This window comes from Neobacillus niacini NBRC 15566, from assembly GCF_001591505.1.
Lineage (GTDB): Bacteria > Bacillota > Bacilli > Bacillales > Cytobacillaceae > Neobacillus > Neobacillus niacini.
This window is the reverse complement of record NZ_BCVA01000032.1, coordinates 1-19821: the sequence shown is the minus strand read 5'-3', so window position 1 is coordinate 19821 and position 19821 is coordinate 1. Positions and strand designations below refer to the sequence as shown.

The window sequence follows — 19821 nt, the reverse complement described above, 5'->3', positions numbered from 1 at the left end:
TTTCACCACACCCGAAGGTATATTTTATCAAATATTAGTAAAATAATAAAGATTTAGACACTTTTTTCCATTTATAAAAAAAAACACTCATCGTAATGAGTGCTAGTCCATAATTATTTAGTTAATTGCTTATCTGCTTCTGCTACTTTTCCTTCTGCAGTTGTTTTTAATCCTTCAACTTCTGCTTTGATTTCGTCAGGTACAAACTTCACTCGGTTAATATAGTTAACGATTACCTGATAATCTGTTTTCATTGCAGTTAAATCAGCGGGATCGTATGTCTTTGTTTGATTTTCATTGTTTTTAATAAATGCTGAAGCGATATAATAGAAATCTTTTTGCGATTCACTCTTTAATGAAACGGTCTCTTTAACGACTTCGTCATACTTTTTTTCTACGATTAAGTTTGAGAACTTTTCATCTTCAGCTGTTAACTCTCTTGTATTTGCATTTTCTTTAGCAGCATTGGTACCCTCTTCCGTCTTCTTTACTTCAGGAGAAGCCTTTTCTTCTTTTTCTGTCGTTCCACAAGCTGTTAAAGCTAGAAGTAAAATTAAAATAAGTGATATAACTCTTTTCATAAAACATGCTCCTTTATCTATGTAGTTGTTCTTAGCGTAACTATTATGTACCTAATTATCCCATATTTCAATATATTTTTCTGAAATAATAAAATTCTGAATAAATAAAAAAACCACTTTATCCGAAGATAAAATGGTTTTAAGTTTCATCTATTATTTGCCTTGTTGTTTGTTCATAGCAGCCATCATTTGGTTGATCTTCTTTTGAGAAGGCTTCATACCCATTTGCATCATCATCATTTTTAGCATTTGCTCATTGATTGGTGGATTTTTCTTTAAATAGCTCATCATGTATCTGCGAGCAATGAAAAATCCTAGAGCCACACCAGCTACTAATGCTAGTATAACCACTAGAATCCATAGACCTGTACCCATTAAAACTTCCTCCTTCATGTTGTCTACCATACAGTGTACTAAATAAAACGGGAATATACAATATTCTCTTTCAAAAGTTTAGACATATTTTCTCTCTTTAATAGGCTTTAACCATCCAAATCTTTGATGATCTAGGTCTAAAGCCATAAAGGAAGATTCACATTTCCTCAACACTTCAAAGAAAATTGTTTCTGCTTCATAGCTTCCGGTAGCCTCAATTGTGATTAAATCCTGGTAGACCCTTAGTTTCGCTGTACTCAGTTTTCCACTTAACTCAATAGAGTATGTACCATGTTCCGCACGAAAACCTTTCTTTTTTCCAAGTTGTTTTTGAATTAAATTATGGATTTTTAAAACTTCTATCGATTTTGTTATATAGGTTATTTGTTTATTGGTAATAAATTTCAGTTCACCTTCTGCTTGGTCATGTTCCTGAAAAAGCTGAAAAAACATACGCTCTCTTCCGAAGTAATGGGCGGCAAATTCATCTTCTATTAAATAAAGCTGATACTGTCTCACCACGATCTCTCCTTCGTTGAATACCTTTCTATCAATTATAAGATAAGCGCTATCAAAACATTTGTCTCTTACCGGCAAAAAATTGCACTATTATTGTCGAATTTCTTAGTTTCTTACAAATTTTATTATATCCTACTAACAATTGGAATGTAAAAACAGATTCAAATTTCAAAATCTCTTCAAAAAAAAAGAGAACGGCTATTTGCCGTTCCCTTAGATAATCATTTTATTTTTGAAGTAGTGCTTTCACGCGTGCTACTACATTGCTTACGCTGAAGCCGTACTCTTCCATAATCTTTTCTCCAGGTGCAGAAGCGCCGAATGTATCAATTGCTAGAACGTCTCCTTCATCACCTGTGTATTTGTGCCAGCCGAATGAAGAACCAACTTCAATTCCAAGACGCTTTTTCACGTTCTTAGGAAGTACTGAGTTTTTGTATTCCTGTGATTGCTGTTCGAAGCGATCCCATGATGGCATACTTACAACAGAAACATGAATACCTTCACCAGCTAAAGCAGCTTGTGCTTCAACAGCTAAACTTACTTCAGAACCAGTTGCTAGTAGTAATGCATCTGGAGTCTCTCTTTCAGAAGGAGCAACCACATAAGCACCTTTTGAAACGCCTTCGTAAGCATTTTGGTCAGTTCCTTTTAGTGTTGGCAGGTCTTGACGTGTCAGCACTAAAGCAGTAGGTTTGTTTGTAGATTCAACTGCTAGCTTCCATGCTGCAGCAGTCTCGTTACCATCTGCCGGACGAATAATAGAAAGACCTGGCATTGCACGTAGTGCTGCAAGCTGTTCAATAGGCTCGTGTGTAGGTCCATCTTCACCAACAGCAATACTGTCATGAGTGAAAACATACGTTACTGGTAAGCCCATTAATGCAGCCAAACGGATTGCTGGACGAAGGTAATCAGAGAATACAAAGAATGTTCCTCCAAAAATCTTTACTCCACCGTGTAAAGCGATTCCGTTCATGGCAGCGCCCATTGCAAATTCACGAACACCGAACCAAATATTGCGGCCTTCATAGCTGCCTGGCATAAAATCTCCAGTTCCTTTGATCATCGTTTTATTAGAACCAGCTAGGTCAGCAGAACCACCAATAAAGATTGGTAAGTTTTTCGCAATACCGTTAAGAACTTCAGCAGAAGATGCACGGCTTGCTAAACCTTTTCCTTCACTGTATACCGGAATATCCTTATCCCAGCCTTCAGGTAATTCGTTATTTAACGCTTTTTCTAATTGATTTGCTAACTCAGGATATTCCTTTTTGTATTGTGCAAAAAGGTCATTCCATTCTTTTTCTTTCTTCGTACCGTTTTCAACGATTAGGTTTTGGAAGTGAGCATATACTTCCTGTGGAACATGGAAATCTTCTTCGAAAGTCCATTTATAAGCTTCTTTTGTAAGCTTTAATTCGTCAGCACCAAGCGGAGCACCATGAACACCAGAAGTTCCTGCACGGTTAGGTGAACCATATCCGATCACTGTTCTAACTTCAATCATAGTTGGACGGTCAAGGTCATTACGAGCTTCTTCAAGGGCCTTAGAGATTTCTTCTAAATTATTTCCATCTTCTACGCGAAGATATTGCCAGCCGTATGATAAGAAACGCTCCTTAACACTTTCTGAGAAGGATTTGTCCAAGTCACCATCAAGTGAAATATCATTTGAATCGTATAAAACCACTAAGCGACCTAATTTTAAGTGTCCAGCTAGTGAAGCTGCCTCAGCAGAAACACCTTCCATTAAATCTCCATCACCACAGACACCATATGTATAATGGTTCACAAGTTCATAATTGTCTTTATTGTAAACACTAGCTGTATGGCGCTCTGCCATTGCCATACCAACAGCCATAGCAATACCTTGTCCAAGCGGACCAGTCGTTGCTTCTACCCCTTCAGTATGACCGTACTCAGGGTGTCCTGGAGTTTTACTTCCCCATTGACGGAATTGCTTCAGGTCATCCATTGATAGATTGTAACCAGATAAATGAAGCATGCTGTATAGTAAAGCAGATCCATGGCCTGCAGATAATACAAAACGATCACGGTTAAACCACTCTGGATTTTTCGGATTGTGGTTCATGAAACGAGTCCATAAAGCATAAGTCATTGGTGCAGCACCCATTGGCATTCCAGGGTGTCCTGAATTTGCTTTTTCAATCATATCAATTGAAAGCGTACGAATAGATGTTACAGACAAAGCATCGATAGTATCAAACATTGTTTACATCACTCCTGATTCTCTAGGATAAAAAAATAATAACAACCTTAATATTATAGCTCTCTTCACATTAATTCAACAATTAATTTGACTACTAAACAAATTATTTCACTTCATTATATTTTGACACATGTTGGTGTGCAATATGTAAAAAGGAAAACAAAATGTTTTCCTATTAGATTAATGAAGATTATATTTTTTTCTATGTTTGATTTTTTCTGGCGTTACGTCATTTCCCTCAGGGTCAATGATTTTTGTATTTGTTAATGTATCCAGCATAGAACTGCGGAAAGTGGTCAAATACTCGCTTCTTAATTTAGATTGTTCCTTCGCTTCTGCTTCTGTAAGTCCAGTTGCTTTAGCTTTTCTTGCTAATTCATTGATTCGTGCCATTTTTTCTTTTGAGAGCATTTTTAGGACCCTCCTTTCAAATACTTGTGCTGTGTATATAGATCAGTTGATTCCCGCTACATAAACTTTAGCGCACCCAGGACGGTACGGGGGAGACCCAGCAGGAGTCTTTCGTATCCAATCCACTGAGTACATAAATGATTCCACAGCCGCACTTAAGGACTGATTTTACTAAAAAATAGACCATCTGACAAGCAAATGGTCTACTCTTCTTGTGATTCAATCAATTCTTGTTGATATTCCTGGAAGCGTCTATGGACTGTTGCTTTTGAAATATTATATCCAAATCCTCTTAAAGTAGCAGCAATCTCTGAAAAAGTTAATTTATTTTTTCTGAGACGTACAATCTCTTCAATTGGAAGTTCTATTTTTTCCCTTCCAGAATTCCACTCAAGATTTTTTAGATTTTTTTCAGGCTTATATCCCTGAGCCACGGCTCGTTTCATCCCTCGTTTAATTTTAATATTATGTAACTTACGCTGGTATTCTTCAACCATGCCAACAATTTTTAAAACCATTGAATCACTTTCCGATAACTGCAGCTCACCATTATGAGAGATACTATAAAGTTTCACATTTTCTTTTAAGATACAATGTAAGAGGGCAATCTTCGCATTTCCTCTTCCTAGTCTTGTTTCATCTTGAATTAACACGGCTTGTATGTTTTTTTCTTTCAATAGGTCTAATAACTCAAGAATCCCGTTTCTTTCAAGTTCATAACCACTTGCCTGCTCCCTAATAATGGAGACAACATGAAATTGATATTGAGCGGCAAGCTGCGTGAGCTCCTCTTCTTGGCGCTTTAAAGATGTTTCCTGGGTTTCTTTGTTTGTACTTACCCTGCAGTAAATGATTGCATTGATCATCTGACTCTATTCTCCAGCAGCGCTAGCATATTCGGTTATAGTCCCAACTTCATAGTTGACAGGAATCATGATTTCTTCCCCAGGATAAATTATATCCCCATCGATTTCATTATGGTGCTTAACCCAGCTGACAAATTCATCATTAGAGTAAGAATGCTGGCCGAAATATTGGTTGGAAATCTTCCAAAGTGAATCTCCTTCAGATACAGTAATCGTTAAGTATGTTTCTTCCACTTCAGAATTAAAGCGTAATGATAAAATAAAAGCTACTGAGCAGCTCAAGATGATTAATAAAATAGCATACGAGTATTTGTCCCAAACTTTTCTCATACTATAACCCCTATCTAGAATGTATGTTCGTTTTTATATTTTTATTATAGTCAGAACATTTGTTTGTTGTCAATAACAATTCGAACTTATGTTTGTATAAAAAATACGAACATGCTATAATAAAGGTAAATATTACATAGGGCGAGGTGTATCTATTATGACAAAAATATCTAAGCGCCAGCAGGATATCCTTGAATTTATTAAAGGGGAAGTAAAGAAAAAGGGTTATCCGCCATCCGTTCGGGAAATTGGTGAAGCAGTAGGACTTGCCTCTAGTTCTACGGTTCACGGTCATTTAGCACGGTTGGAAAGCAAAGGACTAATCAGACGAGATCCAACTAAACCGAGAGCAATTGAAATACTAGAAGTGGATGAAACGGTTCATATCCCGAGAAATAATGTGGTCAATGTACCGATTGTGGGTAAAGTAACTGCGGGTCTTCCTATTACCGCCATCGAAAACGTGGAAGAGTTTTTTCCACTTCCTGAAAGTCTAGCACCTGCAGACGAGCAAGTATTTATGCTAGAAATCATGGGTGAGAGTATGATAGAAGCAGGAATTCTCGATGGAGATTACGTAATTGTAAGGCAGCAGCCAACTGCGAACAATGGAGATATTGTTGTTGCGATGACTGAGGAAGATGAAGCAACCTGTAAACGTTTCTTTAAAGAAAAAGATTACATCCGTTTGCAGCCTGAAAACTCAACCATGGATCCCATTATCTTAAGAAATGTTTCTATTCTTGGAAAAGTTATTGGGGTTTATCGACATATTCATTAATCTAATTACAGGAAAGAGTACAATTCCGTTTGCGAATTGTACTCTTTTTTATCATTAGCGAAGGAAAACTCACCCAGATTATGAGTAGCACCCATCTGGTAAATAGACGGAAAAAGTCCGGCTATTTAGAAAATAGCATTGAAAATAGCCTAATTAGACGAAGAGATTCCGCCTATTGACTCGAAAAAACGAAAAATAGGGGATTTTGCTTTGCATAAGCGAAAAAACTCCACTTATTTTCCCCTAGACGAACTCCATTCTGCATTTAACCGGAAAATCTCCACTTATTTACTTCCGCCGTATACTCTATTGAGGAGGTGTAGACTTCTTATTTAAAAAAAACGCCTCATCGATACAACATTTCCACGTTTTCACCTATCCTCGACCAAATCATATTTAAATTTATACGAAAATGTGTATAATTACTCATTCTAACTAGTTTCCACTATTTGTATAATAGTAATACACCATGATTTAACCTTAGGTCCAAAAAACTAGGCTTAAGGAGAGTGGAATGAGTGTTGTATGACATTATTTTCTCGATGGTTATTGGTGGTATGGTAGGGATTGTAGGGCATGTTAGGAAGCATGGAAAAATAATAATGCCCCGGAAAACAAAGAGGTTTATCTATTTAGGTTTTTTAGAAGAAATGCTCCTAGGTGCGGTCGCAGCTCTCCTCATCCTGATTTACACAACTCCCAATTCAATGGTTGAAACCATTTTTTTATCAGCACTTGCCGGAATTAGCAGTGATATCATACTCACTAGATTCAGATCGCTTAATGAAAATAAAGAAAAAGAGTCTTGAACGCAAATAGCCCAGTATGGACCATATCCATCCTGGGTCTTTTAATTTGCTGGAAGCTCCTTTTTTATAACCTCTTTTTTTATCTTTCTTGTGATTTTCCATGAGAGCTCTATGATTACCACTTTCTCATTTTTCCTGCACGTTAGGTCGTCATAAACACTCTATGATTACCACTTTCCCGTTTTTCCTGCACTCAGGTCACCATAAAAACTCTATGATTACCACCTTCTCGTTTATCCTACACTTTAGGTCACCATAAACACATTATGATTACCACTTTCCCGTTTTTCCTGCACTTCAGGTCACCATAAACACTCTATGATTACCACTTTCCCGTTTTTCCTGCACTTGAGGTCACCATAAACACTCTATATTTACCACTTTCACTATTTTCCCATAATTATGGTCATCATAATCACCTTATAACAACACCACAACCAACTAAAACGAAAAACAACCCAGCATGGACTCAAATCCACACTGGGTTATATTAAATCTTAGTACATGCTCATGTATTGTTCGCGTTCCCAAGGGTGAACAACGGTGCGGAACATATCCCATTCGATTTCTTTTGCTTCGATAAAGTGTTCGAAGATGTGCTCTCCTAAACCTGATACAATTACTTCATCAGTCTTTAATAGATCTAGTGCTTGAGCTAGAGTAGCTGGAAGATCAATGATGCCTTCTTCGATTCTTTCTTCCTTGCTCATTACATAGATATTACGATCAACTGGAGCAGGAGGAGTCATTTTATTTTTAATACCATCTAATCCAGCTTTTAATAGTACAGCCATTGCTAGGTATGGGTTTGCAGCTGGGTCAACGCTTCTTACTTCTACACGAGTGCTTAATCCGCGAGAAGATGGAATACGAATTAATGGTGAACGGTTTCTAGCAGACCACGCAACATAGCAAGGTGCTTCATAGCCCGGAACTAGACGCTTATAAGAGTTTACCGTTGGATTTGTAACAGCTGTAAAGTTTGGTGAATGCTTAAGGATACCAGCGATAAATTGACGAGCTGTATCACTCATTTCTAGGTCGCCAGTTGGCTCATAGAATGCGTTCTTTCCATTCGTAAACAAGGAAAGATTCATATGCATACCAGATCCATTTACTCCGTATAGTGGTTTTGGCATAAACGTTGCATGTAAACCGTGTTTACGAGCAATTGTCTTAACTACTAATTTAAATGTTTGAATTTGGTCACATGCTGTTAGTGCATCCGCATATTTAAAGTCAATCTCGTGTTGACCTGGTGCTACCTCGTGGTGAGATGCTTCAATTTCAAAGCCCATTTCTTCTAGTTCTAGTACGATATCACGACGGCAGTTTTCTCCTAAATCCGTTGGAGCGAAATCGAAGTAACCTCCTTGGTCATTCAATTCTAATGTTGGCTCACCTTTTGCGTCTAACTTAAACAAGAAGAATTCTGGCTCAGGTCCTAAGTTAAAGTCTGTAAATCCTAGTTGTTCCATTTCCTTTAGAACTCTTTTTAAGTTACTGCGTGGATCCCCATCAAATGGGTTTCCGTCTGCATTATAGATGTCACAAATCAAACGAGCTACTTTTCCTTTTTCAGCTGTCCATGGGAACACTACCCAAGTGTTTAAGTCTGGATATAGATACATATCAGATTCTTCAATACGTACGAAACCTTCGATAGAAGAACCGTCAAACATCATTTTATTATCAAGAGCTTTTTCTAACTGACTGATAGGAATCTCAACGTTTTTGATTGTTCCTAGAATATCAGTGAATTGTAAACGAATAAATTTAACATTTTCCTCTGCTGCCAACCGCTTAATATCTTCTCTAGTAAACTTTGCCATTTTCATTACCTCCAAGATTTAATTAGTGGAAAAATCGTGACATATCCCCTTGCCTAAGTGACGAACGATTGAATCTTCCAGCCTGCTGCAATTCTTGCCGGAGTAAATTCCTTAACTGTTCGTCTGTTAATTCCTGCTTGGCTTTTTCAGCCTGCTGCTGGATAACATTTGCCTGTTGATCTTTGACCAATAACAGCTGTTTGATACCAGCCATATTTATTCCTTGATCAATGAGATCCTTAATTTCTAATAGTCTATCAATATCGTTTAAGCTAAAGAGTCTTCTATTCCCATCTGTTCTAGCTGGAGAAATCAATTCGTGCTCTTCATAGTAACGGATTTGTCTCGCTGTTAATTCTGTTAGCTGCATAACCGTTCCAATTGGGAATAGTGGCATTGAGCGGCGTAATTCTTTTCCACTCATTTAATTTCTCCTCTCCTTTTGCTGATTTATAATCCTATTATATTTTGTGTTAGAAAAGATGTCAACGTTATGTTAGGTTTTCTAACATGGTTTTTTCATCAAAAAGAAAGGACAACTCTTTCGTTATCCTTTGTATTTCTACTTAGTTTAATTCAATCAACTTTTTCTCCATTAAAGAATCGATAGCTATGCATACCGCCATTTTGACATGAGCATACGTTAATCCGCCTTGAACATAGGCCACATACGGAGGCCTAATCGGTCCATCGGCTGTTAATTCAATGCTAGCCCCTTGAATAAACGTTCCGGCCGCCATGATGACATCGTCCTCATACCCAGGCATATACGCCGGATACGCTGTAACATGCGAATTAATTGGTGAAGCAAATTGGATCGCCTGGCAAAAGGCAATCATCTTATCTTTATCATCAAATTGAACAGATTGAATTAAATCCGTTCTGTTTGCATCCCACTTCGGCGAAGAATTCATTCCTAATTTTTCTAAGAATGCTGCTGTAAAAACAGCTCCCTTTAATGCTTGTCCGACTACATGCGGAGCTAAAAAGAAACCTTGATACATTTCCTGCAGGCTGTAGAGAGAAGCTCCAGCTTCTGCGCCGATCCCCGGAGAGGTCATACGATACGAACAGGCTTCTACATATTGCTTTTTACCGACAATATAACCGCCTGTTTTTGCAATTCCTCCGCCTGGGTTTTTAATCAGTGAACCCGCAATTAAATCTGCTCCGACATGACAAGGCTCTATTTCTTCAACGAATTCTCCGTAACAGTTATCAACGAAAACCACTACATCTTCTTTAATTTCTTTTACGAATGAAATCATTTCTTTAATTTCAGCAATAGTGAAAGATGGACGGGTTGCATACCCTTTTGACCGTTGGATGCCAATCATTTTCGTATTGCTCTTGATTTTAGAAGCAACGACATCCCAGTCGATTCGCCCCTCTTCCGTTAGCGCTGCACTATCATAAGAAATGCCGAACTCCTTTAAGGAACCGACACCATTCCCACGGATGCCGACAATTTCTTCAAGGGTATCATACGGTTTTCCCGTAATATATAGAAGTTCATCTCCAGGCCGAAGAATCCCAAATAGCGCAATCGATATCGCATGGGTGCCGGAAATAATCTGCGGACGGACTAGGCCCGCCTCACCACCAAAAACATCTGCATAAATCAGTTCTAATGTATCTCTTCCAATATCGTCATATCCGTACCCTGTAGTAGGGATAAAATGCGAATCACTGACTCGATGTTTTTGGTAACTACTCAATACTCGAAATTGATTGGATTCAATCCTTTCATCAATTCCTTTATGTACAGAGGCAATTTGTTGTTCTACACTCCTTACGATTGGTTGAAGTTTTTCCCCATTTTTTAACTGTTGAAACATGCTGTTACTCCATTCTTGTTTTATATTTCTCTAATTGGCCGGAAATTTGATGATCTGGAAGAGAAAATCCGCGGCATTGATAAAGTTCTTTTTCTTCATCAAAGACAAGTTCTCTTACAATCGTCTCATTCTTTAATTGTGCCAGCAGTTTTCCCTCGGTTGAAGGAATACTCACTTGATATTGATCCATCATTTCAATAATGGCTTTTTCGATTTTTCTTTTGAGTTCGTTTCGGTCCTCTTTATCATAAGCGCTTATGAATATAAGAGGCGTGTTTGCCGTTGGTACAAAGTCAGGATGTTTAATATCCCTCTTATTATAAACAGTGATCTGTGGAATGTCTTTCACTTCTAAGTCTTCAAGCAGCTTATTGACTGTTTTTTCATGCTGGAAATAATCAGCATTGGCCATATCGACTACATGTAAAAGAAGATCCGCTTCCTTCACCTCTTCTAGAGTCGAACGGAAAGCAGCAATCAAGGCTGTTGGCAGGTCTTGAATGAATCCAACTGTATCTGTTATTAACGTTTGATAACCGCTTGGTAAAACCAATTTCCTTGTCATTGGATCCAAGGTCGCGAATAATTGATTTTCTTCATAAGAATCCGCTTCAGATAGCCGGTTAAAAAGTGTCGATTTACCTGCATTCGTATAACCGACAATCGCAATTTGGAACGTTTTGTTTTTCTTTCTTCTTTCCCGGTAACGATCGCGGTGCTGTACAATGACGGAGAGCTGACTTTTAATATCATCAATTCTTCTACGGATATGACGGCGGTCAGATTCAAGCTTTGTTTCCCCCGGCCCTCTTGTTCCAATTCCAGCCCCTAATCTTGATAGTGCTGTCCCCTGCCCAGCAAGTCGCGGCAATAGGTATTGAAGCTGCGCTAGTTCGACCTGCAGCTTACCTTCTTTTGATCGTGCTCTTTGTGCAAATATATCTAATATCAGCTGAGTCCTGTCAATAATACGGGCGTTTAATTCAGAAGCGAGATTTCTTTTTTGGCTTGGGGATAATTCATCGTTAAAAATCACCAAGTCAGCCTCGACTTCATCGACAAGGGTTTTTAGTTCTTCCACTTTCCCTTTTCCTATGTATAGTGCAGGGTGAATCCGCTCTCGTTTTTGAGAAACAGACATGAGAACTTCACCCTTAGCAGTTTCTGTTAAGGAAGCAAGTTCCTCCATTGAATAGTGGAACCTACTATCATCTAATGTTTGCGTTTGGCAGCCAACTAAGATTGCTTTTTCTAAGCTTACTTCTTGTTCCATACCAACACCTCTTTTTCATAAATATTCTTTCCTCATCATACCAAAAATGATGACAATCCCCTAATCTCAAGCGGATTTTTTCATTTTTATATTGATTAATTTTACTTCCGTGTTAAAATCATATTTGTTTACAGAAAATTAAAAGACTTTTTTCATCGAGGGGAAACTAAAATGACGTGGGATGTCTTAAGTATCATTGGCACGATTGCGTTTGCCGTCAGCGGCGCCATTGTTGCGATGGAAGAAGAGTATGATATTCTAGGGGTTTATATATTAGGAATTGTAACGGCTTTTGGCGGTGGTGCAATCCGGAATCTGTTAATCGGTGTCCCTGTTTCAGCACTTTGGGAACAAGGGTTATTTTTCCAAATAGCACTATTATCGATTACAGCTGTGTTTCTTTTTCCAAATAATCTATTGCGTCACTGGCAGAAATGGGGAAATTTTTTCGATGCCATCGGCTTATCTGCTTTTGCCATTCAAGGTGCCATATACGCGGCCAATATGAATCATCCAATCAGCGCTGTCATCGTCGCAGCTGTCTTAACTGGAATTGGCGGAGGGATTATTCGTGATTTACTTGCAGGAAGGAAGCCAATTGTTTTAAGAGCAGAAATATATGCAGTATGGGCGATTCTCGCAGGTCTCATCATTGGATTAAAAATTGCGTCAAGTCCATGGGAGTTGTACACGCTTTTTGTACTTATAACATTACTAAGGGTCCTTTCCTATACATTTCATTGGAAACTGCCATCAAGAAGACTTGGTGTACATTAATAAATCGGCGGAATTTGTTCCGCCGATTTTTTGTATTATGAATCTTCCTCAAAGATTAAATCGTTACTTCTAAGTGTCATTAATTCATGCTTATCGAAGCTATTTTGCAATAAAAGCCGCATTGCCTGAGCGCGAATGGACTTTTCAATTATGTTACGAACATATCGCCCATTCGAAAAACTATTTGGACTGAGTACCGCTTTGACCCAAATTAAATGATCCTTTAGCTTTTTTTCGGCTTCATGACTTAAAGAATACTCTCTTTCATCGAGCATACGGCTGGCAATTTCCATTAATTGTTCAATGGTGTAATTCGGAAAATCAATGACTAACGGAAAGCGGGAATGTAAGCCTGGGTTTAGTGTAAGGAAATAATCCATCTCCCGGGAATAACCAGCCAAAATTAAAATGAACTCGTGCTGTTTATCCTCCATATGCTTCACGAGAGTATCAATGGCTTCTTTTCCGAAATCCTTCTCCCCGCCGCGCCCTAATGAATAAGCCTCATCAATGAACAGGATTCCTCCTTGCGCTTTCTTAATTAAATCTCTTGTTTTCTGTGCGGTATGTCCAATATATTCCCCCACGAGGTCAGCTCGTTCTGCCTCAATTAAATGTCCTTTAGTCAGAACATTCATTTTTAAAAAGAGCTTGCCAATTAACCGTGCAACCGTTGTTTTGCCTGTTCCTGGATTCCCTTTAAACATCATATGAAGTGCTTGTTTTCTAGCCTTCAGTCCCAGTTCCTCTCGTTTCTTATTAACAAAAATCCATGCATAAATTTCTTTTATCATTCGTTTCATTTCTTCCATACCCACTAATGCCCCGAGCTCGTCTTCAATTTCCTTTAATGCCGAGTGCTCCGGGGGAATAACCTTTGGAACAACTTGAGGAACAGGCAGCTCTTTTGTCAAGGACTTCCTCTTTTGCGAGTTAAGGGATACTGTTATTTGTCCATTACTTTTCATGCGAATTGGTTGATCCAAAGCCTTCACCTCTCATTCTGCAAACAGTATACGTTAGGCAGCTTTTATCGTTGATTTGAAAAAATAATTATTCATTTTGACAAATAACGAGAGGAAATTGCTAATTAAGTTCACTCTGATTTTTCTATGCGCTTCCCAAGCAATACTCCTTCATTTATGTGTATTCATCTTATTCACAATTCATTATTAAAAATAAAAAAGGAGCCCATGAAATTCATGGACTCGGGCTCATACGTAAAGATTATTGTGCATCCAGGTCAAGCTGAACATTTCTTTGCGGTGCAAAGGTTGAAATGGCATGCTTGTAAACCAATTGCTGCTTACCTTCTGATTCAAAAAGTACAGTGAAATTATCAAAGCCTTTAATTTGGCCTCTTAATTGGAATCCGTTTAATAAGAATACCGTCACATGAGTGTTATCCTTACGGCATTGATTTAAAAATTGGTCCTGAATGTTGATCGTGGTTTTCATTGGTATATCCTCCTCTTTTATCTCTACTAATATGTATTCGATTTTACTTGTAGCTTTCCTTCAACGTAATGTGAAATTTCGGTTATTTTTTTTGACAAATTTACGACATCTGTCATATCAAACCATTTTACTTCCATTTTGTTACGAAACCAGGTTAGCTGTCTTTTTGCATATCGTCTAGAATTTTGTTTTAAATTTTCAACGGCAATCTCGAGACTTACCTTCCCATCTAAATAATCATAGATTTCTTTATAGCCTATAGCCTGAATGGATTGACAATCTCTTAGTCCATGCTTGTGTAACATGCTGACTTCATCAAGCAGACCTTCCGCAATCATTATGTCGACTCGCATATTAATCCGTTCATATAGCTTCTCCCTCTCCATTGTTAAACCGATCAGTGCAGTTTCATAAAGAAGGTCAGGCTGTTGATTATTTTGATAGTCACTCATAATCTTACCAGTACAATGAAAAATTTCAAGTGCCCTAATCACCCTTCTTACATTATTCGGATGAATTTGGCTGGCACTCTCAGGATCGACTTTCGTTAACTCCTCATGGAGAGCAACATTACCGATTTCCTTTGCCCTCTCTTCAAGCTGCAGGCGGAACGCTTCATCGGCAGGAGCCTCAGAAAACTGATAATCATAGATAACTGATTGAATATATAAGCCAGTCCCTCCAACGATAATAGGCAGCTTGCCTTTTGAAGTAATGTCCGATATTCTTTCCCGCACAAGCTGCTGGAACTCCGCAACAGAAAAACTCTCATCCGGATCTTTAATATCAATCAAATGGTGGGGAATTCCTTCCATTTCCTCGGGTTTTATTTTTGCAGTTCCGATATCCATACTTCGATATATTTGCATGGAATCGCCGCTGATAATTTCGCCATTATACCGTTTAGCCAATTCAATGCTTAACTTTGTTTTTCCAACTGCAGTTGGACCAATAATGACTAATAATTTCTGTTTTGAATCCAAAATTTTCACACTGCCCTTTTCTTAATTTCCGTGATGGCAGGAACCAAGTCACACTTACATCCTAACATAAAACCTTAAAAGCAGTTGAACATCAAATAAGTATAATCAAAAAATATCTTTTCTATGCATGATCTGCACATTTAATTTATTCCATTTTCATCTCAATAAAGATATTTCGGTTACATCTTTACATTCCTATAACGATTCATTTACAAACCGAGTTTTACCCCCAAACTCATGGTAGTCTTAATCGTAGCTTATTTTGTAGAAAGATGACTAGCCAATATGGAAAGTTGTCGAAAAATAGGAAATTAGGTGAAAGAAATGTTATCAAACTTTGAAATTGGAATCGATTTAGGAACAGCAAATATATTAGTTTATAGTAAAAATAAAGGAATCGCTGTGAACGAACCTTCGGTGGTAGCTATTGATACAGAAACTAAAAAAGTTGTTGCTTTTGGTACAGAAGCAAAAGAAATGATTGGAAAAACACCTGAGAAAATTATTGCGATCAGGCCGCTGCGAGAAGGTGTGATTGCCGATTATGACCTTACAACAGAGCTTCTGAAACATATCATGCGAAAGGCTTCTAAATCTGTCGGCTTTGCCGTTCGTAAACCAAATGTTGTCATCTGTACACCTTCTGGATCAACAAGTGTTGAGAGACGTGCGATTCAAGACGCTGTGAGAAATGCCGGTGCAAAAAAAATTCAGTTGATTGAGGAACCAGTTGCAGCTGCTATTGGTGCTGGAATGCCTGTGGATGAGCCGGTAGCCAATGTGGTGGTTGATATTGGCGGCGGTAATACAGAGGTAGCGATCATATCATTCGGTGGTGTTGTTTCCTGCCATTCTATTAAAATTGGCGGAGACCGTCTTGATGATGAAATCATTCAACATGTCCGTAAAGAATATAATGTGTTAATTGGCGAACGAACAGCTGAAAATATCAAAATGGAAATTGGTTATGCCTTAATTGATCACGAAGAGCTTACTATGGAGGTACGCGGACGTGATCTGGTAACAGGTCTGCCAAAAACAGTTACACTCTCATCCTATGAAATTCGCAATGCTTTAAAAGAATCATTATCTCATATTTTAGAAGCGATTCGTGCCACCCTGGAGGATTGTCCTGCTGAATTAAGTGGTGATATCGTCGATCGCGGTGTGATTCTAACAGGCGGTGGTGCCTTAATGAAGGGAATGGAAGAGTGGCTGAGTAAAGAGATCTTTGTTCCCGTTCAACTCGCTCCAGAACCATTAGAATCCGTTGCAATCGGAACAGGAAAAGCTCTTAAATACATGCATAAGCTTCCAGCCACAGTGAAGTAAGAAAAAATAGAGTGAACCATTTCGGTTCACTCTATTTTACTTTTTCCATATTAAGGATTAGATTGTGACCGTTGTGGCATGATTACATAACCCAATGCCCTGCGTGATTTAAGAATTTTCATTAGCTGGTCCTGCAGTGAGGCATTGCATGTTACCTCTATAATAACCTCTCCTTTACTGCGCGCAAGAACATCTATTTTCTTTTTATTGACTGCTAACTCGATAATCAACCCTAAAAGAAAACCACCTGCTAAGCCGAGCAGACCCCATATGACGGGTCCCCAGTGCCACACGAATCCATATATCGTGCCGAGAACGCCAAAGATGGTTGCGCCCATCATCGCTCCATCGAGAATACTTCTGCCATCCACTCGATGGATGGTATCAATGATATGTGCTTCCGAATCCAAATTTTCTAGAGGCAATGCAACGATATTCTGCTGCGGTACTCCCAGCTTCTCGAAATCATGGATAACCATCTCCACAAACGGGGAAAAATCAAAAGTAGCTATGATGTGTACTGTATTTGTTTCCGTTGTGTTTTTTTGTCCCAAGTTTTCCGCCCTCACCCTAAGAAATCGTATTTGTTCAATATCAAACAGAGTATTGCTTTCGGTTACAGAAACATATCCTTGATAAATCGCAAAAGCGTACATCGAAGGTAAAAACAAAAACCACTGCCAGTCCACAATTGCCGCCACCTGGGTAAAATCCCCAAGGAACGAATAGAGGAAGGTACCAACTGCCTCTGCCTTATAGCAAACAAAGATCCACCATGCCAATACAAATGCACCAACCACCGTACTTCCTCCATATAATTGTCCTAGACCAGGTGTAAAAGCAGACCAGAACATTCCCACAGTTGGAATTTTCTTATCTAAGATTACAACATCAAAAAAACTAACTTCTGAAGGAGTAACCGGTGCATCTTCAATCTCAGATAAAATGTGACTTTTCTTTATTTCTACAGCGCATCGGTAACTATCCCAAATACTATATATGTATACTGCCACATAAAGGAGACCCCATTCCTGGTCGATAACCGCAGTAGCCTCTGCAAATTTACCTTGAAAAGATAGAGCAATCCCCATGTTCAAATGAGATTTATTGTTCACCACAAGTTCCCAAAGTATCAGAATCAAACCGTGAAGATACTTCCCGATAAACATGTGTCCAAACCCAGGAAAAGCAGCAGACCACCAAGCGGCAATCCAAGGAGGACGTGGATAAACCGAATTAATCCCAAATACAGATATCCGCCCTTTAGAATAACGTGGTTTTATGTTAGCTGACTGAAACTTCTGGTGCGGCATAGGGAATGTTCTCCTTTGACTTAAAGTCTTTTTTACTCTTACCAACAATTCCCTATGTTATGCGGTTACTCATTCCCCATTTAACGAAGGCAAAATAAATATTGCTCTCGCCAATAAAATATCAGAACGGGAGCATAAATGGTTCTGTATGATTAAAATTAATCAATGACTGTTAATTTTTATATCACCTATCGTTTCGATATGAACTTTTTCTTCCTTGAGCGTTTCAATCACTTGTTTTACTTCTTCATACTGGTTCTTATATATTTCTACATCCTCAAGGAGAGTTGGATGTAAAGTCACCTCAATACGATCTTCCCTCAAAGGAATACGAATGGTTTCAATATTTTCATCCATTTCTGTTTCTGAATTTACTATTTTTTTCTCAATGATTAATTCCTCACGACGAACAGGAACCAAAATTTGCTTCTCTTCCGTATAACTTTTCTTATAAACTTTAACGTTTGCTGTCTCTATCCACTTTTTGCTTACCTGCATCTCTTCTTTATGTAATTTGAGTATTACTTCATCATTGTAATGGTCATTATTTGGCTGCTCAGACACCTTAATCCTCCTCCAAGGAAAAGATTGAAAACACCTTTTCATTATGGAGGATGAAAAGGTGTTTTATTTTTTAGCTGTTATTTATATCTTCAAAACCTGTTGTATCGGAAACAAAGTCGACACTTCCAGTGGTGTTAACATTAGCCGTTTCATGTTTAAGAGTTTCCTGAATTTGCTGTGTTTCCTGAACTTGGCGCTTGGAAGCAGTGACTTCCTCAGTAGCTACTGTGTATTTGTTTACTTGAACTTGCTCTTGGCTAACAGGAATATGGATGGTCTCATCAGAACTGATTGATGCATTACTACGTTCGTTCAATGGCGTTCTCTTAATCACAACTTCCTCGTGCATAACAGGAACTTCCACGGTTTTTTGTTCTTCTACAACCTCTTTTGAAAGAACAACTTCACCAGCATCTACTTTATTTTTCGTAATGTCCAGTTCTTCTTTATGAAGCTCTAGGGAGCCGTTAGTTTGATTATCCTGGGTACCTGAGCTAGTATTGTTTCCTTGGGTACTTGAGTTAGCATTGCTTCCTTGAGTGCTGGAGCTAGCATTGTTTCCTTGAGTTGCTGCATTATTTTGGCTGTCTTGATTATTTGTATTTTGTGAATTATCATCACCAAACAAATCAAAAATGTTACCCATAAGAATTCCTCCTCGTAAATTGATTTAAAGTAATGCCTTTATATAATCTACCCAAAAGGCATTTTTATTCTTATGGATTAAGATACCTTTTCAAACTTATTATTTGAAAATAGTTGTTAACTTTACCGAAAAAATTACTGCTGTAACACTTTTTTAGACGTTACTTACTCCAATAAAAAATGACTATCGTTTTCATTCTTTTCGATAGTCATTTTCCTTATATTATTATGATTGTTATGGATGGATTCTAGCCAATACCTTTAAATTTCACTTTGACGTTTTCTCATATTGTTGAAATAAAGGAAAATAGGAAATGGAATAACAATAAATCCTAAGCTTTTAATGATTTGGTTTTTTGCGTTTTCTCTAGCACGATTCTTTTCATCTTTTACCATTTGGTCATATCTTTCACGAATTTCATCATCTGATAACTTCTGACTTTCATCCGTTGGAACTTTGCCATCATGGTAAACCTGCTTAAAATCTTCAAAGTTTTGATAGTAACCTGGTGGACTGACCAAATCGGCAGCGGCCATAAAAATCGAAATTCCTCCTCCAATTACCATCATAAGTGTTGCAAACAGGACTAAATACGTATAAAGATGACGTATCACTGCCTCTCCCCCCTTTTCTTTGTGTTTCACAGCGTAAACGATTACAAAAATAATTATGACTATAGGTAAAAAAGTACTTAGGATGCCAAAAACAAACATTCGGCCACCTCCTTTTGTATCCCTTATAGTGTAATTTTACACTATTCACCAATCGAATATAAGTCCTATTCTGAATATTTTTTTGACTTTTAGTAAAGAGGTATAAAAGGTTGATGAAAGACTAATCTGGAAAGGTCCGAGCGAGATTTGTCCTTCATGAGCGTGATGAAAGACTAATCAGGTAAAA

The 19821-nt window shown here is 38.1% G+C and carries 22 protein-coding genes; 4 read left to right on the top strand and 18 right to left on the bottom strand.

Annotated features, from left to right (window positions below):
- Nucleotides 1–113: 113 nt before the first annotated feature.
- The 7 genes from BANA01_RS19915 to yneA all read right to left on the bottom strand — a co-directional run bounded on the left by BANA01_RS19915 (nucleotide 114) and on the right by yneA (nucleotide 5315).
- On the bottom strand, nucleotides 114–581 hold the full coding sequence (locus BANA01_RS19915) for a hypothetical protein (RefSeq protein ID WP_063254382.1): 468 nt from the start codon (nucleotides 579–581) through the stop codon (nucleotides 114–116).
- 153 nt (nucleotides 582–734) lie between these two features.
- Nucleotides 735–956: a YneF family protein gene (locus BANA01_RS19910; protein WP_063254381.1), complete on the bottom strand. Its 222-nt coding sequence runs from the start codon at nucleotides 954–956 to the stop codon at nucleotides 735–737.
- A 78-nt stretch (nucleotides 957–1034) separates the two neighbouring features.
- The gene (gene sirA, locus BANA01_RS19905) at nucleotides 1035–1475 is read right to left on the bottom strand and encodes a sporulation inhibitor of replication protein SirA (protein ID WP_063254380.1); all 441 of its coding nucleotides are present in this window, start codon (nucleotides 1473–1475) and stop codon (nucleotides 1035–1037) included.
- A gap of 226 nt (nucleotides 1476–1701) precedes the next feature.
- Entirely contained in the window at nucleotides 1702–3708 is a 2007-nt protein-coding gene (gene tkt / locus BANA01_RS19900) for a transketolase (RefSeq protein WP_063254379.1), read from the bottom strand.
- A gap of 180 nt (nucleotides 3709–3888) precedes the next feature.
- A complete protein-coding gene (locus BANA01_RS19895) occupies nucleotides 3889–4119 on the bottom strand; it encodes a DUF896 domain-containing protein (RefSeq protein ID WP_063254378.1) in 231 nt (76 codons plus the stop codon).
- Nucleotides 4120–4322: 203 nt separating this feature from the next.
- Nucleotides 4323–4982 carry a YneB family resolvase-like protein gene (locus BANA01_RS19890; protein WP_063254422.1) on the bottom strand — a complete coding sequence of 220 codons (660 nt, stop codon included), beginning with the start codon at nucleotides 4980–4982 and terminating at the stop codon, nucleotides 4323–4325.
- Between the two features lie 9 nt (nucleotides 4983–4991).
- Nucleotides 4992–5315, bottom strand: coding sequence for a cell division suppressor protein YneA (gene yneA / locus BANA01_RS19885; protein ID WP_063254377.1), 324 nt, complete (start codon nucleotides 5313–5315; stop codon nucleotides 4992–4994).
- Between the two features lie 157 nt (nucleotides 5316–5472).
- Between yneA and lexA the strand changes: the two genes are divergently transcribed.
- Nucleotides 5473–6096, top strand: coding sequence for a transcriptional repressor LexA (gene lexA / locus BANA01_RS19880; protein WP_063254376.1), 624 nt, complete (start codon nucleotides 5473–5475; stop codon nucleotides 6094–6096).
- Nucleotides 6097–6614: 518 nt separating this feature from the next.
- Complete coding sequence (locus BANA01_RS19875) at nucleotides 6615–6905, top strand: DUF4257 domain-containing protein (protein ID WP_157411835.1); 291 nt, start codon at nucleotides 6615–6617, stop codon at nucleotides 6903–6905.
- 497 nt (nucleotides 6906–7402) lie between these two features.
- Here the strand turns inward: BANA01_RS19875 and glnA are convergent, their stop codons facing one another.
- The 4 genes from glnA to hflX all read right to left on the bottom strand — a co-directional run bounded on the left by glnA (nucleotide 7403) and on the right by hflX (nucleotide 11848).
- Complete coding sequence (gene glnA / locus BANA01_RS19870) at nucleotides 7403–8737, bottom strand: type I glutamate--ammonia ligase (RefSeq protein WP_034672863.1); 1335 nt, start codon at nucleotides 8735–8737, stop codon at nucleotides 7403–7405.
- A gap of 22 nt (nucleotides 8738–8759) precedes the next feature.
- Nucleotides 8760–9161, bottom strand: a complete 402-nt coding sequence (locus BANA01_RS19865; protein WP_034672862.1) for a MerR family transcriptional regulator — start codon at nucleotides 9159–9161, stop codon at nucleotides 8760–8762.
- Between the two features lie 142 nt (nucleotides 9162–9303).
- On the bottom strand, nucleotides 9304–10575 hold the full coding sequence (locus BANA01_RS19860; protein ID WP_034672861.1) for a methionine gamma-lyase family protein: 1272 nt from the start codon (nucleotides 10573–10575) through the stop codon (nucleotides 9304–9306).
- Nucleotides 10576–10579: 4 nt separating this feature from the next.
- A complete protein-coding gene (hflX, locus tag BANA01_RS19855) occupies nucleotides 10580–11848 on the bottom strand; it encodes a GTPase HflX (protein WP_034672859.1) in 1269 nt (422 codons plus the stop codon).
- A gap of 171 nt (nucleotides 11849–12019) precedes the next feature.
- Here hflX and BANA01_RS19850 point away from each other — a divergent pair, with 171 nt between their 5' ends.
- On the top strand, nucleotides 12020–12625 hold the full coding sequence (locus BANA01_RS19850) for a trimeric intracellular cation channel family protein (protein WP_034672857.1): 606 nt from the start codon (nucleotides 12020–12022) through the stop codon (nucleotides 12623–12625).
- Nucleotides 12626–12660: 35 nt separating this feature from the next.
- On the opposite strand, the gene spoVK is transcribed toward BANA01_RS19850, so the two are convergent.
- From spoVK to miaA, 3 genes are all read right to left on the bottom strand, one after another.
- A complete protein-coding gene (gene spoVK, locus BANA01_RS19845) occupies nucleotides 12661–13611 on the bottom strand; it encodes a stage V sporulation protein K (RefSeq protein WP_034672855.1) in 951 nt (316 codons plus the stop codon).
- A gap of 241 nt (nucleotides 13612–13852) precedes the next feature.
- Nucleotides 13853–14083, bottom strand: a complete 231-nt coding sequence (gene hfq / locus BANA01_RS19840) for an RNA chaperone Hfq (protein ID WP_034672853.1) — start codon at nucleotides 14081–14083, stop codon at nucleotides 13853–13855.
- Nucleotides 14084–14109: 26 nt separating this feature from the next.
- Nucleotides 14110–15066 carry a tRNA (adenosine(37)-N6)-dimethylallyltransferase MiaA gene (gene miaA / locus BANA01_RS19835; RefSeq protein WP_034672895.1) on the bottom strand — a complete coding sequence of 319 codons (957 nt, stop codon included), beginning with the start codon at nucleotides 15064–15066 and terminating at the stop codon, nucleotides 14110–14112.
- A 324-nt stretch (nucleotides 15067–15390) separates the two neighbouring features.
- Here miaA and mreBH point away from each other — a divergent pair, with 324 nt between their 5' ends.
- Nucleotides 15391–16398, top strand: a complete 1008-nt coding sequence (gene mreBH / locus BANA01_RS19830) for a rod-share determining protein MreBH (RefSeq protein ID WP_034672850.1) — start codon at nucleotides 15391–15393, stop codon at nucleotides 16396–16398.
- Between the two features lie 50 nt (nucleotides 16399–16448).
- Here mreBH and BANA01_RS19825 read toward each other — a convergent pair whose 3' ends face one another.
- From BANA01_RS19825 to BANA01_RS19810, 4 genes are all read right to left on the bottom strand, one after another.
- Nucleotides 16449–17711 (bottom strand): hypothetical protein, encoded by a 1263-nt coding sequence (locus BANA01_RS19825; protein ID WP_034672844.1) that lies wholly within the window; start codon nucleotides 17709–17711, stop codon nucleotides 16449–16451.
- Nucleotides 17712–17873: 162 nt separating this feature from the next.
- Nucleotides 17874–18275 (bottom strand): YsnF/AvaK domain-containing protein, encoded by a 402-nt coding sequence (locus BANA01_RS19820; RefSeq protein ID WP_063254375.1) that lies wholly within the window; start codon nucleotides 18273–18275, stop codon nucleotides 17874–17876.
- A gap of 70 nt (nucleotides 18276–18345) precedes the next feature.
- On the bottom strand, nucleotides 18346–18921 hold the full coding sequence (locus tag BANA01_RS19815; RefSeq protein WP_082799604.1) for a YsnF/AvaK domain-containing protein: 576 nt from the start codon (nucleotides 18919–18921) through the stop codon (nucleotides 18346–18348).
- Nucleotides 18922–19181: 260 nt separating this feature from the next.
- Entirely contained in the window at nucleotides 19182–19634 is a 453-nt protein-coding gene (locus tag BANA01_RS19810; protein ID WP_034672868.1) for a hypothetical protein, read from the bottom strand.
- Between the last annotated feature and the right edge of the window lie 187 nt (nucleotides 19635–19821).